General features: G+C 59.5%; 16 protein-coding genes. 13 read left to right on the top strand and 3 right to left on the bottom strand.

Features of this window, described 5'->3' with window-relative positions:
- The first annotated feature begins 169 nt into the window (after window positions 1–169).
- The 7 genes from ACWNZ1_RS25275 to ACWNZ1_RS25305 all read left to right on the top strand — a co-directional run bounded on the left by ACWNZ1_RS25275 (window position 170) and on the right by ACWNZ1_RS25305 (window position 10,798).
- A complete protein-coding gene (locus tag ACWNZ1_RS25275) occupies window positions 170–3,001 on the top strand; it encodes a 2-oxoglutarate dehydrogenase E1 component (protein WP_135846549.1) in 2,832 nt (943 codons plus the stop codon).
- A gap of 44 nt (window positions 3,002–3,045) precedes the next feature.
- Complete coding sequence (gene odhB / locus ACWNZ1_RS25280; protein ID WP_135846548.1) at window positions 3,046–4,266, top strand: 2-oxoglutarate dehydrogenase complex dihydrolipoyllysine-residue succinyltransferase; 1,221 nt, start codon at window positions 3,046–3,048, stop codon at window positions 4,264–4,266.
- Window positions 4,267–4,377: 111 nt separating this feature from the next.
- The gene (lpdA, locus tag ACWNZ1_RS25285; protein WP_135846547.1) at window positions 4,378–5,814 is read left to right on the top strand and encodes a dihydrolipoyl dehydrogenase; all 1,437 of its coding nucleotides are present in this window, start codon (window positions 4,378–4,380) and stop codon (window positions 5,812–5,814) included.
- 196 nt (window positions 5,815–6,010) lie between these two features.
- Window positions 6,011–7,177 (top strand): ADP-forming succinate--CoA ligase subunit beta, encoded by a 1,167-nt coding sequence (sucC, locus tag ACWNZ1_RS25290; RefSeq protein ID WP_007919879.1) that lies wholly within the window; start codon window positions 6,011–6,013, stop codon window positions 7,175–7,177.
- A complete protein-coding gene (gene sucD / locus ACWNZ1_RS25295; RefSeq protein ID WP_003179236.1) occupies window positions 7,177–8,061 on the top strand; it encodes a succinate--CoA ligase subunit alpha in 885 nt (294 codons plus the stop codon). Before sucC ends, sucD begins: the two co-directional genes overlap by 1 nt.
- A 412-nt stretch (window positions 8,062–8,473) precedes the next feature.
- Window positions 8,474–9,787, top strand: coding sequence for a branched-chain amino acid transport system II carrier protein (brnQ, locus tag ACWNZ1_RS25300; RefSeq protein WP_265072306.1), 1,314 nt, complete (start codon window positions 8,474–8,476; stop codon window positions 9,785–9,787).
- A 273-nt stretch (window positions 9,788–10,060) separates the two neighbouring features.
- Window positions 10,061–10,798, top strand: a complete 738-nt coding sequence (locus tag ACWNZ1_RS25305; protein ID WP_256453559.1) for a DUF599 domain-containing protein — start codon at window positions 10,061–10,063, stop codon at window positions 10,796–10,798.
- Between the two features lie 69 nt (window positions 10,799–10,867).
- Here ACWNZ1_RS25305 and ACWNZ1_RS25310 read toward each other — a convergent pair whose 3' ends face one another.
- On the bottom strand, window positions 10,868–11,119 hold the full coding sequence (locus ACWNZ1_RS25310; protein WP_256453558.1) for a hypothetical protein: 252 nt from the start codon (window positions 11,117–11,119) through the stop codon (window positions 10,868–10,870).
- Between the two features lie 157 nt (window positions 11,120–11,276).
- On the opposite strand from ACWNZ1_RS25310, the gene ACWNZ1_RS25315 reads away from it, so the two are divergent.
- From ACWNZ1_RS25315 to ACWNZ1_RS25330, 4 genes are all read left to right on the top strand, one after another.
- Window positions 11,277–11,753 (top strand): PaaI family thioesterase, encoded by a 477-nt coding sequence (locus tag ACWNZ1_RS25315; protein ID WP_135846543.1) that lies wholly within the window; start codon window positions 11,277–11,279, stop codon window positions 11,751–11,753.
- Window positions 11,750–12,211, top strand: coding sequence for a PaaI family thioesterase (locus ACWNZ1_RS25320; protein ID WP_256453557.1), 462 nt, complete (start codon window positions 11,750–11,752; stop codon window positions 12,209–12,211). Before ACWNZ1_RS25315 ends, ACWNZ1_RS25320 begins: the two co-directional genes overlap by 4 nt.
- Before the next feature lie 87 nt (window positions 12,212–12,298).
- A complete protein-coding gene (gene htpG / locus ACWNZ1_RS25325) occupies window positions 12,299–14,203 on the top strand; it encodes a molecular chaperone HtpG (protein ID WP_265072305.1) in 1,905 nt (634 codons plus the stop codon).
- A 69-nt stretch (window positions 14,204–14,272) separates the two neighbouring features.
- Window positions 14,273–15,001, top strand: a complete 729-nt coding sequence (locus tag ACWNZ1_RS25330) for a dienelactone hydrolase family protein (protein WP_135846540.1) — start codon at window positions 14,273–14,275, stop codon at window positions 14,999–15,001.
- Between the two features lie 161 nt (window positions 15,002–15,162).
- On the opposite strand, the gene ACWNZ1_RS25335 is transcribed toward ACWNZ1_RS25330, so the two are convergent.
- Window positions 15,163–16,023 (bottom strand): pirin family protein, encoded by an 861-nt coding sequence (locus tag ACWNZ1_RS25335; protein ID WP_456027951.1) that lies wholly within the window; start codon window positions 16,021–16,023, stop codon window positions 15,163–15,165.
- Between the two features lie 120 nt (window positions 16,024–16,143).
- Between ACWNZ1_RS25335 and ACWNZ1_RS25340 the strand changes: the two genes are divergently transcribed.
- Together ACWNZ1_RS25340 and ACWNZ1_RS25345 are read left to right on the top strand one after the other, a co-directional pair.
- A complete protein-coding gene (locus ACWNZ1_RS25340) occupies window positions 16,144–17,160 on the top strand; it encodes an amidohydrolase family protein (RefSeq protein ID WP_178084324.1) in 1,017 nt (338 codons plus the stop codon).
- 211 nt (window positions 17,161–17,371) lie between these two features.
- Entirely contained in the window at window positions 17,372–17,836 is a 465-nt protein-coding gene (locus tag ACWNZ1_RS25345; RefSeq protein ID WP_135846537.1) for a DUF3859 domain-containing protein, read from the top strand.
- A gap of 131 nt (window positions 17,837–17,967) precedes the next feature.
- Here ACWNZ1_RS25345 and fabB read toward each other — a convergent pair whose 3' ends face one another.
- On the bottom strand, window positions 17,968–19,188 hold the full coding sequence (fabB, locus tag ACWNZ1_RS25350) for a beta-ketoacyl-ACP synthase I (protein ID WP_135846536.1): 1,221 nt from the start codon (window positions 19,186–19,188) through the stop codon (window positions 17,968–17,970).
- Window positions 19,189–19,196: the final 8 nt, after the last annotated feature.

Below are 19,196 nucleotides of genomic sequence, written 5' to 3' on the forward strand. Positions count from 1 at the left end.
AAAGCGGCAGTTCTTATTTTGAAGAAATGAGACAAGCAGGGGCATCCGGGCTGGTACCCGGACTATCAGCGTGATCCTAAGTGGCTTGTTTTAGTCGCTGCACTCGGACTTCTGCAAGTTTGCTCGGTGTTTTCGCCGGTGGTGTTCCCCTAATCGAGGGTGACCAAGCATGCAAGAAAGCGTGATGCAGCGCATGTGGAACAGTGCCCACCTCTCCGGTGGTAACGCTGCCTATGTGGAAGAGCTCTACGAGCTCTACCTGCACGACCCTAACGCTGTGCCAGAAGAATGGCGCACCTACTTTCAGAAGTTGCCGGCTGACGGTAACTCTGCCACTGATGTTTCGCACTCGACAATTCGCGATCATTTCGTGCTGCTGGCAAAGAACCAGCGCCGCGCTCAACCGGTGTCTGCCGGCAGTGTGAGCAGCGAGCATGAGAAGAAGCAAGTTGAAGTGCTGCGACTGATCCAGGCCTACCGGATGCGTGGCCACCAAGCAGCCCAGCTGGACCCGCTGGGACTGTGGCAGCGTCCTGCACCTGCAGACCTGTCGATCACTCATTACGGCTTGACCAATGCCGATCTTGATACGACCTTCCGTGCCGGCGACCTGTTCATCGGCAAAGAGGAAGCGAGCCTACGCGAAATTCACGAAGCGTTGCAGCAGACATATTGCCGCACCATCGGCGCTGAATTCACGCACATCACCGATTCCGAGCAGCGCCAGTGGTTCCAGCAGCGTCTGGAAAGCGTTCGTGGCCGTCCGACGTACTCCACCGACATCAAGAGCCACTTGCTCGAGCGCGTTACCGCCGGTGAAGGCCTGGAGAAATACCTGGGTACCAAATACCCGGGCACCAAGCGTTTCGGCCTGGAAGGCGGCGAAAGCCTGATTCCGATGCTCGACGAGCTGATCCAGCGTTCCGGTTCCTACGGCACCAAGGAAGTTGTCATCGGCATGGCCCACCGTGGCCGTCTGAACGTGCTGGTCAACACCTTCGGCAAGAACCCGCGCGAGCTGTTCGACGAGTTCGAAGGCAAGAAGAAGGTCGAGCTGGGCTCCGGTGACGTGAAATACCACCAGGGTTTCTCGTCCAACGTGATGACCACAGGTGGCGAAGTCCACTTGGCCATGGCCTTCAACCCATCCCACCTGGAAATCGTTTCCCCGGTGGTCGAGGGTTCGGTCCGTGCCCGTCAGGATCGTCGCAACGACCCGACCGGCGAGAAGGTGCTGCCTATCTCCATCCACGGTGACGCGGCATTCGCCGGTCAAGGCGTGGTCATGGAAACCTTCCAGATGTCGCAGACCCGCGGTTTCAAGACCGGCGGTACCGTGCACATCGTGATCAACAACCAGGTCGGTTTCACCATCAGCAACCCGCTGGACTCGCGTTCCACCGAGTACGCAACCGACGTCGCGAAAATGATCCAGGCGCCGATTCTCCATGTGAATGGCGATGACCCGGAAGCCGTGCTGTTCGTGACCCAGTTGGCCATTGATTACCGCATGCAGTACAAGCGTGACGTGGTGATCGACCTGGTCTGCTACCGTCGTCGCGGCCACAACGAGGCCGACGAACCTAGCGGCACCCAGCCTCTGATGTACCAGCAGATCGCCAAGCAGCGCACCACTCGTGAGCTGTATGCCGAGCGCCTGACCCAAGGTGGCGTGCTGGATGCAGCGCGCGTCCAGGAAAAAGTCGATGAATATCGCAATGCCCTGGACAACGGCCTGCACGTTGTAAAAAGCCTGGTCAAAGAGCCGAACAAAGAGCTGTTCGTGGACTGGCGCCCGTACCTGGGCCATGCCTGGACTGCGCGTCACGACACCCGTTTCGATCTCAAGACCTTGCAAGAACTGTCCGCCAAGCTGCTGGAGATCCCGGAAGGCTTCGTGGTCCAGCGCCAGGTCGCGAAAATCTACGAAGACCGGCAGAAGATGCAAGCCGGCGGCCTGCCGATCAACTGGGGTTACGCTGAAACCATGGCGTACGCGACCCTGGCGTTCGAAGGTCACCCGATTCGCATCACCGGCCAGGACGTAGGCCGCGGTACTTTCTCGCACCGCCACGCGGCGCTGCACAACCAGAAAGACGCCGGCACCTACATCCCGCTGCAACACCTGTACAAAGGCCAGCCACGTTTCGACCTGTACGATTCGCTGCTGTCCGAAGAAGCTGTCCTGGCGTTCGAATATGGCTATTCCACCACCGAGCCGAATGCGCTGGTGATCTGGGAAGCCCAGTTCGGCGACTTCGCCAACGGTGCCCAGGTGGTTGTCGACCAGTTCATCACCAGCGGCGAGCACAAGTGGGGCCGTCTCTGCGGTCTGACCATGCTGTTGCCACACGGTTATGAAGGGCAGGGGCCGGAGCACTCTTCGGCACGTCTGGAGCGTTACCTGCAACTGTGCGCCGAGCACAACGTCCAGGTTTGCGTACCGACGACCCCGGCTCAGATCTACCACTTGCTGCGTCGTCAGGTCATCCGTCCGCTGCGTAAGCCGCTGATCGTGCTGACACCGAAATCGCTGCTGCGTCACAAACTGGCGATCTCTACGCTCGAGGATCTGGCCGAAGGCTCCTTCCAGACCGTTATTTCGGAAATCGATACCCTGGACGCGGCGAAAGTGACTCGCCTGATCCTGTGCAGCGGCAAGGTCTACTATGACCTGCTGGAAAAACGTCGTGCCGAAGGCCGCGAAGACATCGCCATCGTGCGTATCGAGCAGCTTTATCCGTTCCCGGAAGAGGACCTGATGGAAGCCATCGCGGCTTACACCAACCTCACCCACGTGGTGTGGTGTCAGGAAGAACCGATGAACCAGGGCGCGTGGTACAGCAGCCAGCATCACCTGCGTCGCAGCATTGGCAACCATAACAAGGCCCTGGGCCTGGAATATGCCGGCCGTGATGCTTCTGCTGCACCTGCGTGTGGTTATGCGTCGATGCACGCCGAGCAGCAGGAAAAACTGCTGCAAGATGCCTTCACTGTTTAACGCCTTCGCGCTGACTGAAACCGAATTTTAAGGACCCACAGATAATGGCTATCGAAATCAAAGCCCCGTCATTCCCGGAATCGGTTGCCGATGGCACCGTTGCCACCTGGCACAAGAAACCAGGCGAGGCCGTCAAGCGTGACGACCTGATCGTTGACATCGAGACCGACAAGGTCGTGCTGGAAGTACTGGCCGAAGCTGACGGCGTGCTGGGCGCAATCGTTGCCGAGGAGGGCGCTACCGTTCTGTCGAACCAGGTCCTGGGCTCGATCGAAGAGGGTGGCGCCGCTGCCGCCGCTCCAGCCGCCGCTGCACCGGCTGCCGCTCAAGCCGCTGCTCCAGCTGCCGATGGTGAAGACGATCCAGTCGCAGCACCTGCTGCGCGCAAGATCGCTGAAGAGAACGGCATCAACATCGCTTCCGTTGCCGGTACTGGCAAGGGTGGTCGTGTGACCAAGGAAGACGTGGTTGCAGCCGTTGCCGCCAAGAAAGCCGCTCCAGCCGCTGCCCCGTCCAAGCCAGCCGCGCCAGCGGCTGCCGCTCCGGTGTTCGCTGCCGGCGATCGCGTTGAAAAACGCGTTCCGATGACCCGCGTTCGCGCTACCGTGGCCAAGCGTCTGGTAGAAGCCCAGTCGAACATGGCGATGCTGACCACTTTCAACGAAGTCGACATGACTGAAGTCATGGCCCTGCGTTCGAAGTACAAGGACCTGTTCGAGAAGTCCCACAACGGCGTACGCCTGGGCTTCATGTCGTTCTTCGTCAAGGCTGCCACCGAAGCGCTGAAACGCTTCCCGGCCGTCAACGCGTCGATCGACGGTTCCGACATCGTCTACCACGGCTACGCCGACATCGGTGTTGCGGTCTCCAGCGACCGTGGCCTGGTGGTTCCGGTACTGCGTAACGCCGAACTGATGAGCCTGGCCGAAATCGAAGGCGGCATCGCCACCTTCGGCAAGAAGGCCCGTGACGGCAAGCTGTCCATCGAAGAGATGACCGGCGGTACGTTCACCATCACCAACGGTGGTACATTCGGTTCGATGATGTCGACCCCGATCGTCAACCCACCGCAAGCGGCGATCCTGGGGATGCACAACATCATCCAGCGTCCGATGGCAATCAACGGTCAAGTCGTGATTCGTCCGATGATGTACCTGGCACTGTCCTACGATCACCGCCTGATCGATGGTAAAGAAGCCGTGACGTTCCTGGTCACCATCAAGAACCTGCTTGAAGATCCGGCGCGTCTGCTGCTGGATATCTGATTTCGCCGCGAGGGCCGGTCGGTTGACCGGCCTCTTGCTGAAACAACCGGTTTCGTCCCCACGACGGTCGCCACAAGTGACCGTCCGGTTTGATTCGAAAAGGAATGACTCATGACTCAGAAATTCGACGTGGTAGTGATTGGTGCGGGCCCTGGCGGCTACGTAGCAGCCATCAAGGCTGCGCAACTTGGCCTTAGCACTGCCTGCATCGAGAAATACACCGATGGCGAGGGCAAACTGGCCCTGGGCGGTACCTGCCTGAACGTCGGTTGCATTCCATCCAAGGCGCTGCTGGACAGCTCCTGGAAGTACAAGGAAGCGAAAGAAAGCTTCAACGTCCATGGTATCTCCACCGGCGAAGTCAAGATGGACGTCGCAGCGATGGTTGGCCGCAAGGCTGGCATCGTCAAGAACCTGACCAGCGGTGTTGCCACCCTGTTCAAGGCTAACGGCGTGACCTCGATCCAGGGCCACGGCAAGCTGCTGGCCGGCAAGAAAGTCGAAGTCACCAAGCCGGACGGTTCGGTTGAAGTGATCGAAGCCGAGAACGTGATCCTGGCTCCAGGCTCGCGTCCGATCGATATTCCACCGGCTCCGGTCGATCAGAACGTGATCGTCGATTCGACGGGCGCCCTGGAATTCCAGACCGTGCCAAAACGCCTGGGCGTGATCGGTGCTGGCGTGATCGGCCTCGAGCTGGGTTCGGTATGGTCGCGCCTGGGTGCGCAAGTGACCGTGCTGGAAGCCCTCGACACCTTCCTGATGGCCGCTGACACCGCGGTTTCCAAGGAAGCGCTGAAAACCCTGACCAAGCAAGGCCTGGACATCAAGTTGGGCGCTCGCGTGACCGGTTCCAAGGTCAACGGCGAAGAAGTCGTGGTGAACTACACCGACACCAATGGCGAGCAGACCATCACGTTCGACAAGCTGATCGTTGCGGTCGGCCGCCGTCCGGTGACCACCGACCTGCTGGCTGCCGACAGCGGCGTGGTGATCGACGAACGTGGTTTCATCCACGTCGATGACCAGTGCGCTACCGCCGTCCCGGGCGTCTTCGCCATCGGTGACGTGGTACGCGGCATGATGCTGGCGCACAAGGCGTCCGAAGAAGGCATCATGGTTGTCGAGCGCATCAAGGGCCACAAAGCCCAGATGAACTACGACCTGATCCCATCGGTTATCTACACCCACCCGGAAATCGCATGGGTCGGTAAAACCGAGCAGGCCTTGAAAGCCGAAGGCGTTGAAGTTAACGTCGGCACCTTCCCGTTCGCCGCCAGTGGCCGTGCCATGGCAGCCAACGATACCGGTGGTTTCGTGAAAGTGATCGCCGATGCCAAGACGGATCGCGTATTGGGCGTTCACGTCATTGGTCCAAGCGCTGCCGAGCTGGTACAGCAAGGCGCGATCGGTATGGAATTCGGCACCAGCGCTGAAGATCTGGGCATGATGGTCTTCTCCCATCCGACCCTGTCTGAAGCCTTGCACGAAGCGGCCCTGGCCGTAAATGGCGGCGCCATTCACGTGGCCAACCGCAAGAAGCGTTAATAGACAATAAGAAACCACGGCGGTATGGCCCGTCGTGAGCCTTGCGAGCAAGACTCACCGCGGAATATCCGCTGGACGCAGCCTTGCGTAGCCGAACCGGTTAACTGGAACGCTACGCAAGCAGCAGTCACAGGTGGTGCGGCACCAGAACGGTGCAGCACCGAATGCGCAGTACCTAACGAAGACGGTAATAAGCATGAATCTTCACGAGTATCAGGGTAAGCAGCTGTTCGCTGAGTACGGCCTGCCAGTATCCACCGGCTACGCGGTAGACACCCCGGAAGCGGCAGCAGAAGCTTGCGACAAAATCGGCGGCAGCGAATGGGTTGTCAAAGCCCAGGTTCACGCCGGTGGTCGCGGTAAAGCGGGCGGCGTAAAGCTGGTTCGCAGCAAAGAAGACGCCAAAGCCTTCGCACAGCAGTGGCTGGGCAAGCGTCTGGTGACTTACCAGACTGACGCCAACGGTCAGCCAGTCACCAAGATCCTGGTTGAATCGTGCACTGATATCGCTAAAGAGCTGTACCTGGGCGCGGTCGTTGACCGTTCGAGCCGCCGCATCGTGTTCATGGCTTCCACCGAAGGTGGCGTGGACATCGAGAAAATCGCTCACGACACCCCTGAGAAAATCCTCAAGGCCACTATCGATCCACTGGTTGGCGCCCAGCCATTCCAGGGTCGCGAGCTGGCATTCCAGCTGGGCCTGGAAGGCAAGCAAGTTGCTCAGTTCGCCAAGATCTTCGTAGGTCTGGCCAAGCTGTTCAAGGATCACGACCTGGCGCTGCTGGAAGTGAACCCGCTGGTGATCAAGGCCGACGGCGATCTGCACTGCCTCGATGCCAAGATCAACATCGACGCCAACGCCATGTACCGTCAGCCTAAGCTGAAGACTTTCCACGATCCGTCGCAAGACGATCCGCGCGAAGCGCACGCTGCCAAGTTCGAACTGAACTACGTAGCCCTGGAAGGCAACATCGGCTGCATGGTCAACGGTGCTGGCCTGGCCATGGGTACCATGGACATCGTCAACCTGCATGGCGGCAAGCCAGCCAACTTCCTCGACGTGGGCGGCGGTGCTACCAAGGAACGCGTAACCGAAGCGTTCAAGATCATCCTGTCCGACACCAACGTCGCCGCAGTACTGGTCAACATCTTCGGCGGCATCGTTCGTTGCGACATGATTGCCGAAGGCATCATCGGCGCCGTGAAAGAAGTCGGCGTGAAAATCCCGGTTGTTGTTCGCCTCGAAGGCAACAACGCTGAGCTGGGCGCTAAAGTACTGGCAGAAAGCGGTTTGAACATCATCGCTGCTACCAGCCTGACCGACGCTGCTCAACAAGTCGTTAAAGCTGCGGAGGGCAAATAATGAGCGTCCTGATCAATAAAGACACCAAGGTTATCTGCCAGGGTATTACCGGTTCGCAAGGTAGTTTCCACACCCAGCAAGCCATCGAATACGGCACCAAGATGGTTGGCGGCGTAACTCCGGGCAAAGGCGGCACCGAGCACCTGGGCCTGCCTGTCTTCAACACTGTGAAAGACGCTGTAGCTGCCACTGGCGCCACCGCCAGCGTGATCTACGTTCCAGCTCCTTTCTGCAAGGATTCCATCCTTGAAGCAGCGTTCGGCGGCATCAAGCTGATCGTCTGCATCACCGAAGGCATCCCGACCATCGACATGCTGGAAGCCAAGGTCAAGTGCGACGAGCTGGGTATCACCCTGATCGGCCCTAACTGCCCAGGCGTGATCACTCCAGGCGAATGCAAGATCGGCATCATGCCAGGTCACATTCACTTGCCAGGCAAGGTCGGTATCGTTTCCCGTTCCGGCACCCTGACTTACGAAGCTGTGAAGCAGACCACTGACGCCGGTTTCGGTCAGTCGACTTGCGTCGGCATCGGCGGTGACCCGATCCCAGGTTCGAACTTCATCGACATCCTGAAGCTGTTCCAGGAAGACCCGAAGACCGAAGCGATCGTGATGATCGGTGAGATTGGCGGTTCGGCTGAAGAAGAAGCCGCTGCCTACATCAAGGCCAACGTGACCAAGCCGGTTGTTTCCTACATCGCTGGTGTGACTGCTCCTCCGGGCAAGCGCATGGGCCATGCGGGCGCAATCATCTCTGGCGGCAAAGGCACTGCAGACGAGAAATTCGCTGCACTGCAAGACGCAGGCGTGAAAACCGTGCGTTCGCTGGCAGACATCGGCAAGGCCCTGGCCGAGCTGACTGGCTGGGAAATGAAGAAGTAAGCTTCGGCTGACTTTTTTGTTCCAGCAACAAAGGCCACCTTCGGGTGGCCTTTGTCGTTTCTGGCACTGTGGGAGCAAGGCTTGCCCGCGATGAAGACGACGCGGTTCCCGGGTAAACAAGGCGCCTGCATCACGGGCAAGCCTTGCTCCCACAGATAAATCCCCTTGCCACAGGACTCCACTCGGAAAAATAGATATGTAAACGCGACACGGAAATGTCGCGTATCGGATACTTCGCCCCTTAACAGTGCGTTTGTCGCTTAAATTCGTTAGGCTAGCAGCCATTTTTGCGACCGCTGCCCACAAGGAAGCGACGCGCTAAACGGGTCGATCTCATACGGATCGGCAGCATTTCCCTCTACCCTCGGGGAAATCCCTCTCTAAATTCCGATTCAGTAGTGTGGTTTCCTTAATGAAAGTGTTGAAAGGCCAGGACATCCTGGCGCTTGGTTTCATGACATTTGCCCTGTTCGTCGGGGCTGGCAATATCATCTTCCCGCCTATCGTCGGTTTGCAGTCCGGGCCTCATGTCTGGATGGCGGCGCTGGGCTTTCTGATCACCGCAGTCGGCCTGCCGGTCATCACCGTCGTTGCGTTGGCCAAGGTCGGTGGCGCGATGGATGCCCTGAGCAGCCCCATCGGCAAGGTCGCCGGTGGTTTGCTGGCAGCGGTGTGCTACCTGGCGGTCGGCCCGTTGTTTGCCACGCCGCGTACCGCCACCGTTTCGTTTGAAGTCGGCCTGGCGCCACTGACCGGCGAAAGCCCGCTGGCGCTGTTGCTCTACAGTGCGGTGTATTTCCTGCTGGTGTTCTTCATCTCGCTCTATCCGGGCCGCCTGCTGGACACCGTCGGGCGCTTCCTAGCGCCGCTGAAGATCATCGCCCTGGCCGTGCTGGGCATCGCCGCATTTGCCTTGCCCGCCGGCGATATCGGCGTGGCGACACCTGAATACGTGGCGGCGCCGTTCTCCCAAGGCTTCATCAACGGTTACCTGACCATGGATACTCTGGGCGCTTTGGTGTTCGGTATCGTCATCGTCAACGCGATCCGTTCCCGGGGCGTCGAGTCGCCAGCCTTGATCACTCGCTACGCCATCATTGCCGGGCTGATTGCCGGGGTTGGTTTGGCCTTGGTCTACATCAGCCTGTTCCGCCTGGGGGCGGGCAGCCATGAAGTAGCGACGGGCGCGACCAACGGCGCCGCTGTGCTGCACGCTTACGTGCAACACACCTTCGGTAGCCTGGGCAGTGGTTTCCTCGCGGTGTTGATCTCCCTGGCATGCCTGGTGACCGCGGTCGGCTTGACTTGCGCCTGCGCCGAATACTTCAGCCGTGTCCTGCCACTGTCCTACAAGACACTGGTGGTGATCCTGGCGGCGTTTTCGCTGCTGGTGTCCAATCTGGGCCTGACCAAGCTGATTGCCTTCTCTATTCCGGTCCTGACCGCGATCTACCCGCCATGCATCGCTCTGGTGGCCTTGAGCTTCTGCAAGGACTTCTGGCATGAACAGGGGCGCATTGTCGGTCCGGTGATGCTGGTGTCGTTCCTGTTTGGCCTGATCGATGCGCTCAAGGGTGCCGGTTTCGCGGATTGGATGCCGACGCAACTGGCCCACTTGCCGCTGAGCGAGCAGGGCCTGGCCTGGCTGGTGCCTTCGGTGATGACCCTGGTCGTGGCCGTGGTGTGTGATCGTCTGCTGGGCAAACGCAGCGAAGCCTTGGCTTAAGCCGCTACAGGCAGGTCCACCGGTTACAACCGAAATGCCCCGTATCAATCGATACGGGGCATTTTTTTTGAGTGCGGTGTCTTTTTCCGTGGGCTAACGTCGAAGCAGTGTCTTGAAAAGCTTACACAAAACCTTGTGGGAGCAGGCTTGCTCGCGAATACAGTGTGTCAAACGGCATATTTGTGGCTGATACACCGCATTCGCGAGCAAGCCCGCTCCCACAGGGTCCATTGCAAGTTGCCACAGCTTTGTTTTCGTCACACAGGAAATCGAATGTCATTCATCCAAGCCAACCTGATCCATCTGCTTGCCGCCGCCTGGTTCATCATCTGCTGGGGCGGCTACACCCGTTATGCCACCTGGAAGGCTCGCGACACCGCCTGCCTGGCCAGCGTGATGCACCTGTACCGCGAAGACTGGATGCGGCGCATGCTGCTGCGCGAGAACCGCATCGCCGATGCCAGCGTGATCGGTAACCTGGAGCGCAACGCGTCATTTTTCGCCTCCAGTACGCTGATTATCCTGGCCGGTATCCTGACGGTACTCGGGGCGTCTGATCGGGCGGTGTCGTTGCTGGCGGACCTGCCGATGGTGCAGCAGGCTTCCCAGGGGATGGCGGAGGTCAAGTTGCTGTGCCTGGCGCTGGTGTTTGTCTACGCGTTTTTCACCTTCAGTTGGTGTATGCGCCAATACAACTTCGCGGCGGTCCTGATCGGTTCGGCGCCGATGATCGGCGAGCGTCATGTCTCGGAGCAGGAGCGCAAGGCCTTTGCACTCAGGGCGGCGCGGGTGATTTCCATGGCGGCCAACCAGTTCAACTTCGGCCTGCGTTCTTATTATTTCGGCATGACCATGTTGGCGTGGTTCGTCAGCCCCTGGTTATTCATGCTGATGAGTGCGGGTGTGGTGTTTGTGTTGTATCAGCGCGAGTTTCACTCCGACGTGCTCGACGTCATGGTCTATACCCCGACGGAAGCGCCAGCGCCTGAGGTTGGTAAAGAGGCCGCCTGATCGATCAGCTAAATCCCAGGCAAAAGAAAACCCGCACCAGGCGGGTTTCTTTTTGTCACTAAAACCGTATCAGTTGGTTTTAGGCGCAGTAGCAGGTACTTCTTCCTTCGCTGCGGCTTCGTTCGATTCAGCCTGAGCTTTGGCGGCTTCGGCGTTTTCTTTCGCCGCGTCGTTCACTTTATCCTGTGCTTTGTTCATGTCTTGCTGAGCTTGCTCAGCGTGTTGGTTGGCATCTTGAGCTTTGTCCTCGGATTTTTTATCGCAGGCAGCGAGACCGAGGGAGGCGGCCAACATCAAGGCAATAGCAAAAGTCTTACGCATGGGGTGTTTCTCCTTATGGAAATAACTACTGGCCTTTTGAACGCCGGCCCGCGGATTAAGTTCCTGTTACGTAACAGATATATAACTTTGCACTGCGATGGAACTTTGTGGATCGCGCCTGTTGTCAGGTCTCGTCACTCACTGGAGCGTTAACCGAATGGCCGAAGACCCCGTTTTTGAGCGTGCGACACGCTTTTTATCCGCACTTAGGCATTGCCAGGTACTGGGCTTGAAACTGCACAGCGCCAGTCGCGATGGGCTGACCGTGATCCTGCCTTACAGCCCCCGGATCGTCGGGAACCCGCTCTCAGGCATTATTCACGGTGGCGCGTTGACCTCACTGATGGACACCGCCTGCGGGATGTCGACCCTGTGTGTGCTGCCGCAGTTCGAGGTTTGTCCGACCCTGGACCTGCGCATCGACTACATGCACGCTGCCGAACCCCACAAGGATGTCTACGGCTTCGCCCAATGCTACCGAGTCACCCCGGATGTGATCTTCAGCCGTGGTTTCGCCTATCAGGACGACCCGGAGCACCCCATTGCTCATGTAGTGGGCACCTTCATGCGCCTGGGCCAGCACGCCAGGGGCATCAAAACAGGCGGCCCGCAGGCTGCGGTGGACAAGCCATGAGCGATATCACCCAGGAACAACTGCGCCAAGCTTGCGAGCAAGGCGACTACGCGCTGCTGCTGGCCTCGATCCCCTATGCGCAACTCATTGGCGTGGAATGCTCACGCCAGGACGATGGGCTGCTGTTTCGCCTGCCGGCCAACAAGGACAACATTGGTAATCCTTTATTGCCGGCGATCCATGGCGGGGTCATTGCCGGTTTCATGGAGCTGTCGGCTGCCGTTTATCTGCTGATCACCACGGGCGCGCCGGGCGTGCCAAAAATCATCGACTTCTCCCTGGATTACCTGCGCGCCGGGCAGTTTCGCGACACCTATGCCAAGTGCCAGGTCTGGCGCCAGGGCCGGCGGGTGGCCAACGTTGCGATCACCGCCTGGCAGGACGTCGAAGCCGAACCCATTGCCACCGCCCGGGCGCATTTCAAGATCCAGGAGCCCGCAAAAACCGCTGGCCCTTGAAATCATCATCGCTGCCCCCACCTTGAGGACATCCCGCCGCCAATCTCAGCGAGGCGGACACCACCATCCACTTGGAGTTTGATGACCATGAGCGTGGAAACTCAAAAGGAAACCCTGGGCTTCCAGACCGAGGTGAAGCAACTGCTGCACCTGATGATTCACTCGCTGTATTCGAATAAGGAAATTTTCCTTCGCGAGCTGATCTCGAACGCCTCTGACGCTGTCGACAAATTACGTTTCGAAGCCCTGTCCAAGCCAGAATTGCTGGAAGGCGGCGCTGAGCTGAAAATCCGTGTGAGCTTCGACAAGGATGCGAAAACTGTCACCCTCGAAGACAACGGCATCGGCATGAGCCGCGAAGAGGTGATCACGCACTTGGGCACCATCGCCAAGTCCGGCACCGCCGATTTCATGAAAAACCTCTCCGGCGACCAGAAGAAAGATTCCCACCTGATCGGTCAGTTCGGCGTTGGTTTCTATTCCGCGTTCATTGTTGCCGATCAGGTCGAAGTGTTCAGCCGCCGTGCCGGCCTCGCTGCGAGCGAAGGCGTGCATTGGTCGTCCAAGGGCGAGGGCGAGTTTGAAGTCGCTACCGTCGACAAGGCTGATCGCGGTACCCGCATCGTGCTGCACCTCAAGTCCGGTGAAGACGAGTTCGCCGATGGCTGGCGCCTGCGCAACATCATCAAGAAGTACTCCGACCACATCGCGCTGCCGATCGAGCTGCCGAAGGAAGTCAGCGCTGCCGAAGGCGAAGAAAAGCCGGAAGTGGAATGGGAAACCGTCAACCGCGCCAGTGCCTTGTGGACCCGTCCACGCACCGAAGTAAAGGACGAGGAATACCAGGAGTTCTACAAGCACATCGCCCACGACTACGAGAACCCGCTGAGCTGGAGCCATAACAAGGTCGAAGGCAAGCTGGAATACAACTCGCTGTTGTACGTGCCGGCCCGTGCACCGTTCGACCTGTACCAGCGCGAAGCGCCACGCGGCCTGAAACTGTACGTGCAGCGCGTGTTCGTGATGGACCAGGCTGAGTCGTTCCTGCCGCTGTATCTGCGCTTCATCAAGGGTGTGGTCGACTCCAACGACCTGTCCCTGAACGTTTCGCGGGAAATCCTGCAGAAAGACCCGATCATCGACTCCATGAAGTCGGCGCTGACCAAGCGTGTATTGGACATGCTGGAAAAACTGGCGAAGAACGAGCCGGATCAGTACAAGAGCTTCTGGAAGAATTTCGGCCAGGTAATGAAAGAAGGTCCGGCCGAGGACTTCGCCAACAAAGAGAAAATCGCCGGCCTGCTGCGCTTTGCGTCGACCCAGGGTGACGATGGCGAGCAAGTTGTGGGTCTGGCTGATTATCTGGGCCGCGCCAAGGAAGGTCAGGACAAGATCTACTACCTGACCGGTGAAACTTATGCACAGGTCAAGAACAGCCCGCACCTGGAAGTCTTCCGCAAGAAAGGCATCGAAGTGCTGCTGCTGACCGACCGCATCGACGAGTGGCTGATGAGCTACCTCAACGAGTTCGACGGCAAGAGCTTTGTCGACGTGGCGCGTGGTGACCTGGACCTCGGTAACCTGGATTCGGAAGAAGACAAGAAAGCCGCTGAAGAAGTCGCCAAGAGTAAGGAAGGCCTGGTTGAGCGGATCAAGACGGCCCTGGGCGATGCCGTCAGCGAAGTGCGGGTCTCGCACCGCCTGACCGACTCCCCGGCGATCCTGGCCATCGGTGAGCAGGACCTCGGCCTGCAGATGCGCCAGATCCTCGAAGCCAGTGGCCAGAAAGTCCCGGACTCCAAGCCGATCTTCGAATTCAACCCGGCTCACCCGCTGGTGGAAAAACTCGACAACGAGCAGAGCGAAGAGCGTTTCGGCGATCTGTCGCACATCCTGTTCGACCAGGCGGCCCTGGCGGCCGGCGACAGCCTGAAAGACCCGGCGGCGTATGTTCGCCGCCTGAACAAGCTGTTGGTTGAACTGTCAGCTTAATCAAGTGCAGGAAAAACCCGCTTCGGCGGGTTTTTTCATTTCTGGTGTTCGGTTCAAGAGGAGTCCGTCATGAGTCAGGTTACGGTTCGTTCGCTGGTCTATCAGATTGATGGCCAAACCTATGAAGGCCGGCTGGCCTTTGATATTAGCCAGCAGGGTTCGCGTCCGGGTTTGCTGATGGCGCCCAATTGGATGGGCGTAGGGGTGGGGGCCGAGGAGATCGCCAAGTCAGTGGCGGCCAACGGTTATGTCGTGTTGATTGCCGACCTGTACGGCCAGGCTGTGCGCCCGAGCAATGCCGATGAGGCCGGGGCGGCGATGATGCCGCTCAAGAACGACCGGGCGCTGTTGCGCAAACGCATGCAGGCGGCGCTCGAGCAGTTGCAGAATCAGCTCGATGCGCAGGTCGATGCGTCGAACCTCGCCACGTTCGGTTTCTGCTTCGGTGGCTGCTGTGCCCTGGAGTTGGCTCGTACCGGCGCTCCGCTGAAAGCCGCGATCTCGTTTCATGGCACCCTGGACACACCGAACCCGGCGGATGCCCGGAACATCAAGGGTTCAGTGTTGGTGATGCATGGCGCCTCCGATCCGTTGGTGCCGAAAGAGCAACTGCCGGCCTTCGAAGACGAAATGAACGCTGCCGGGGTGGATTGGCAACTGCTGAGCTACGGCGGCGCGGTGCATTCGTTCACCGATCCACAGGCCAACGTGCCGGGCAAGATGATGTACAACGCCAAGGTTGCCGGGCGAGCGTTCAGGTCGATGCATAATTTGTTGGGTGAGGTGTTCAAGGACTGAGTCTGGCTTTTGGGCTAAGTGTTTTCGGTGTCTGGGTTGGCCCCTTCGCGAGCAAGCCCGCTCCCACATTTGATCTCTGGCGAGCACAACATCTGTGAACGACACGATCCACTGTGGGAGCGGGCTTGCTCGCGAAGGGGGCGGCCGGGACAACGCTCAACTCAGGGCAACTCGATCCGCTCACTTTCCCCTGGCACGGTCGGCCAGTCCCCAGCCGCCCAGCGTCGACGGGCTTCATCGATCCGGGCCGGGTCGCTGGAGACGAAATTCCAGTTGATCCGTCGCGGTCCATCCAACGGCGCACCGCCGAACAGCACGGCATGACAATCACTGTCGGCACACAGTGTCAGTTCTTCCCCGGCCGGCAGTATCACCAGCGCGTGGGGTTCCAGCGGTTCACCTTCCAGGTGTGCCTCACCGCTCAGTACATACAGCGCTCGCTCTTCATGTTCGGTGGGAATCAGCAACGTCGTCGCGGTTTGCAGATTCAATTCGGCATAAAGCGTAGGAGACAGCACCGGAACCGGCGATTCCAGGCAAAAGCCAGACCCGGCGATCATGCGGATGCTCACACCCAGGTTCTCGCTCACCGGCAGGCTGTGTGCCGGATGATGGCTGTAATGCCCTGGACCCTGTTCGTGGGATTTGGGCGAGGCCAGCCAGACTTGCAACCCATGCATGACGAAGTCGCTGCCCAGCAGTGACTCGGGCGTACGCTCGACATGGGCAATGGCGCTGCCGGCGGTCATCCAACTGACGTCCCCGGCAGCCACCATCTGGTCGGAACCCAGGCTGTCCTTGTGCTGGAGCTTGCCTTCGAACAGGTAGGTGAGGGTGGACAGGCCGATGTGGGGATGCTGGCGGATGTTCATGCCTTTACCGGCTGGGTAGGCCGTTTTCAGCATGTGGTCGAAAAACACGAAAGGTCCGACGCTGCGGCACTTGGCGGACGGCAATGGGCGAAGAATCGGCTGGCCTTCGACGTCTTCGGCGCGGGGGCGAACGGTCAGGGGCGTGGTCATGGTGTCTTCCAGGGTGAACGGCGAATGGGCAAAGCATAACCCGTCGTCGCCAGCCGCGGCACATGCCGCTTGAACCCAGGCGGGACGGGCGGGGTCTACGCTGCTTATGGCCTTTGGAGACTGCCCGTGCCCCTGACCCGCCTGATCGTTGCCTGGCTGCTGGTTGTTTCCGGCAGCGGCGCCATGGCCCGCGAATATGCCTACAGCGATGCGCACCTGCATTACGTCGATTTTTTCCAGGAAACCGCCGGCATGCCCAAGCTGCTCAAGGCGATGGCGGACAATCGCGTTGAACATGTGATGATTTCCGGCGTTCCGGTCGCCAAGAAATGGCATGAGGATGAGCCCAAGCGCCCACGTTATTACGCCGGTGACGATGCGGACGCCTATTGGTACAGCGCCACCGACGTGATTGTCGCGGCGGCGGTGAGCAAATTGACCGCTGAACAACGCCAGCACTTCCATCCCTTCCTGTCGGGCTTCAACCCCAACGACAAGAACTCCGCCGCGCATATCCAGCGCATGCTCGATCTGTACCCGGGGCTGTGGCAAGGCATCGGCGAGGTGTTCACCCGCCATGACGACCTCACGGCGCTGACCTCGGGCGACACCCCGCGGGCCAACAACGAAGCGATGACGCGGATCTATCATTTGGCGGCCGAGAACGACCTGCCGGTGATACTGCATTCCAACATCACCTCCAAGCGTGAGAAAAATCCGCTGTACCTGGCCGAAATCGAAGAGCCGTTGCGCAATCACCCGCACACGCGCTTCATCTGGGCCCACGCCGGCACCAGTATGGAAATCCATCGCCACCAGACCCAGCTGGATTTTCTCTTGCCGACCCTGACCCGCATGCTCGAGTCCTATCCCAATTTGTACATAGACCTGTCCTGGAGTGTGCTCACGCCGTATCTGCTGGACGAGGCGGGCAAGCCTCGCGAGGCGTGGGTAAAACTGGTGGAGCGCTTCCCGGAGCGCTTTATGGTCGGGTCGGATGTGGTGGGGCGATTCAACAAGCTCGGTAAGGAATTGCACGGCTTCGATCCGTTCCTCGATGCCTTGCCGGAAGAGGTGGCGCGCAAGGTTGCACGGGATAATTTCCTGGCGGTGTTGCCTCGCACTGTCCCGAGATAGGAAAGACATTGTGGCGAGGGAGCTTGCTCCCGCTCGACTGCGCAGCAGTCGTCAAGGCCTTGGGGCTACTGCGTAGCCCAGCGGGAGCAAGCTCCCTCGCCACAGGTCAACCATGTCTGCGGGCTATTGGTGGCATGGCCAACACCGTTGTGTCATCAGCCTGTCACCCCCACGTCATACCCTCGCGCTCATCTCAATCAAGGAGCGCACTATGCACCTCACCCGTTCAAGCGCACTGGTCGCGCTGTTGTTGACCTGCGGCCTGGCCCAGGCAGAAGTCCGTGTCGAAGGCCCGGTGGAGTATGGCGTCTTCCAAGGGCCGCAAGCCGAGCTGCAATCGGGGGAGCGGGTCCTGCGTCGCAGCAACGAGCAGATCCGCCAGACCGAAAGCGTACCGGCCAAGCTGGGCACCAAGTTCGGCATGCGCTACCAGTTGGCGGGCAAGGTCGCGGATGACCAGCCGTTGACCCTGTTGTACTTCACACCTGGCATCCGCACCCCAGATGGCGTGCGCCACGATAAATTCGAAGTCATCCAGAAACTGGTGCCCGGCGCTCCCCAGGATGTCATGGCCTACGAATTCACCGAAAGCCACGAAGTGGTGCCGGGGGAGTGGCGGTTCATGGTGTTCCAGGGTGATCGGTTGCTGACGCAGCAGCGGTTTGTCGTGCGCTGAATTCCACCCACTGTAGACCTCATGTGGGAGCGAGCAAGCCCGCTCCCACAATGAACTCAGGTGTATTTGCCAGGCAAAAAAACGCCCCGAACCAGTCGGGGCGTTTTTTTGTGTGGCGTTAGCGGCGGGGCTTACTTGCCCTGCCAGCGCTTCAATACCAGGGTGGCGTTGGTGCCGCCGAAGCCGAAGCTGTTGCTCATCACGGTGTTGATGGTGGCATTTTCGCGAGTCTTGGTCAGGATTGGCAGGTCGGCCACTTCCGGATCCAGTTCGTCGATGTTGGCCGAACCGGCCATGAAGTTGCCTTCCATCATCAGCAGGCAGTAGATCGCTTCGTGAACGCCAGCGGCGCCCAGGGAGTGACCCGACAGACTCTTGGTGGAGCTGATGGCAGGGGCCTTGTCGCCGAACACTTCGCGCACACCTTTCATTTCCGCGACGTCGCCGACCGGAGTCGAGGTGCCGTGGGTGTTCAGGTAGTCGATCGGTGCATCAACGGTGGACATGGCCATTTGCATGCAACGTACGGCGCCTTCACCGCTTGGTGCGACCATGTCGTAGCCGTCGGAAGTGGCGCCGTAGCCGACGATTTCCGCGTAGATTTTGGCACCACGTGCCAGGGCGTGTTCCAGCTCCTCCACCACGACCATACCGCCACCGCCGGCGATGACGAAACCGTCACGGTCGGCATCGTAGGCGCGGGAAGCTTTTTCCGGTGTGTCGTTGCGCTTGCTGGACAGGGCGCCCATGGCGTCGAACAGGAACGACTGGCTCCAATGTTCTTCTTCACCGCCGCCGGCGAACACGATGTCCTGCTTGCCCATCTGGATCTGCTCGACCGCGTTACCGATGCAGTGAGCACTGGTGGCGCAAGCAGAGGAGATGGAGTAGTTCAGACCTTTGATCTTGAACGGCGTGGCCAGGCAGGCCGAAACGGTGCTGCCCATGGTCCGCGTGACGCGGTACGGGCCGACACGCTTGACGCCTTTTTCGCGCAGGATGTCCAGCGCTTCCATCTGGTTCAAGGTGGAGGCGCCGCCGGAGCCGGCGATCAGGCCGGTGCGCGGGTTGGACACTTGCTCTTCGGTCAGGCCGGAGTCAGCGATGGCGTCCTTCATGGCCAGGTAGGCGTAAGCCGCCGCATGGCCAACGAAACGATAGATCTTGCGATCGATCAGCTCTTCGAGGTTGAGGTCAATGGAGCCGGAAACCTGGCTACGCAGACCCATTTCGGCATATTCCGGGTTGAACCGGATGCCAGGGCGACTTGCACGCAGGTTAGCGGAGACGGTCTCTTTGTCATTGCCCAGGCACGAAACGATGCCCAGACCAGTGATAACGACGCGGCGCATGCGGATAA

Source organism: Pseudomonas sp. CFBP 5748 (assembly GCF_053850495.1).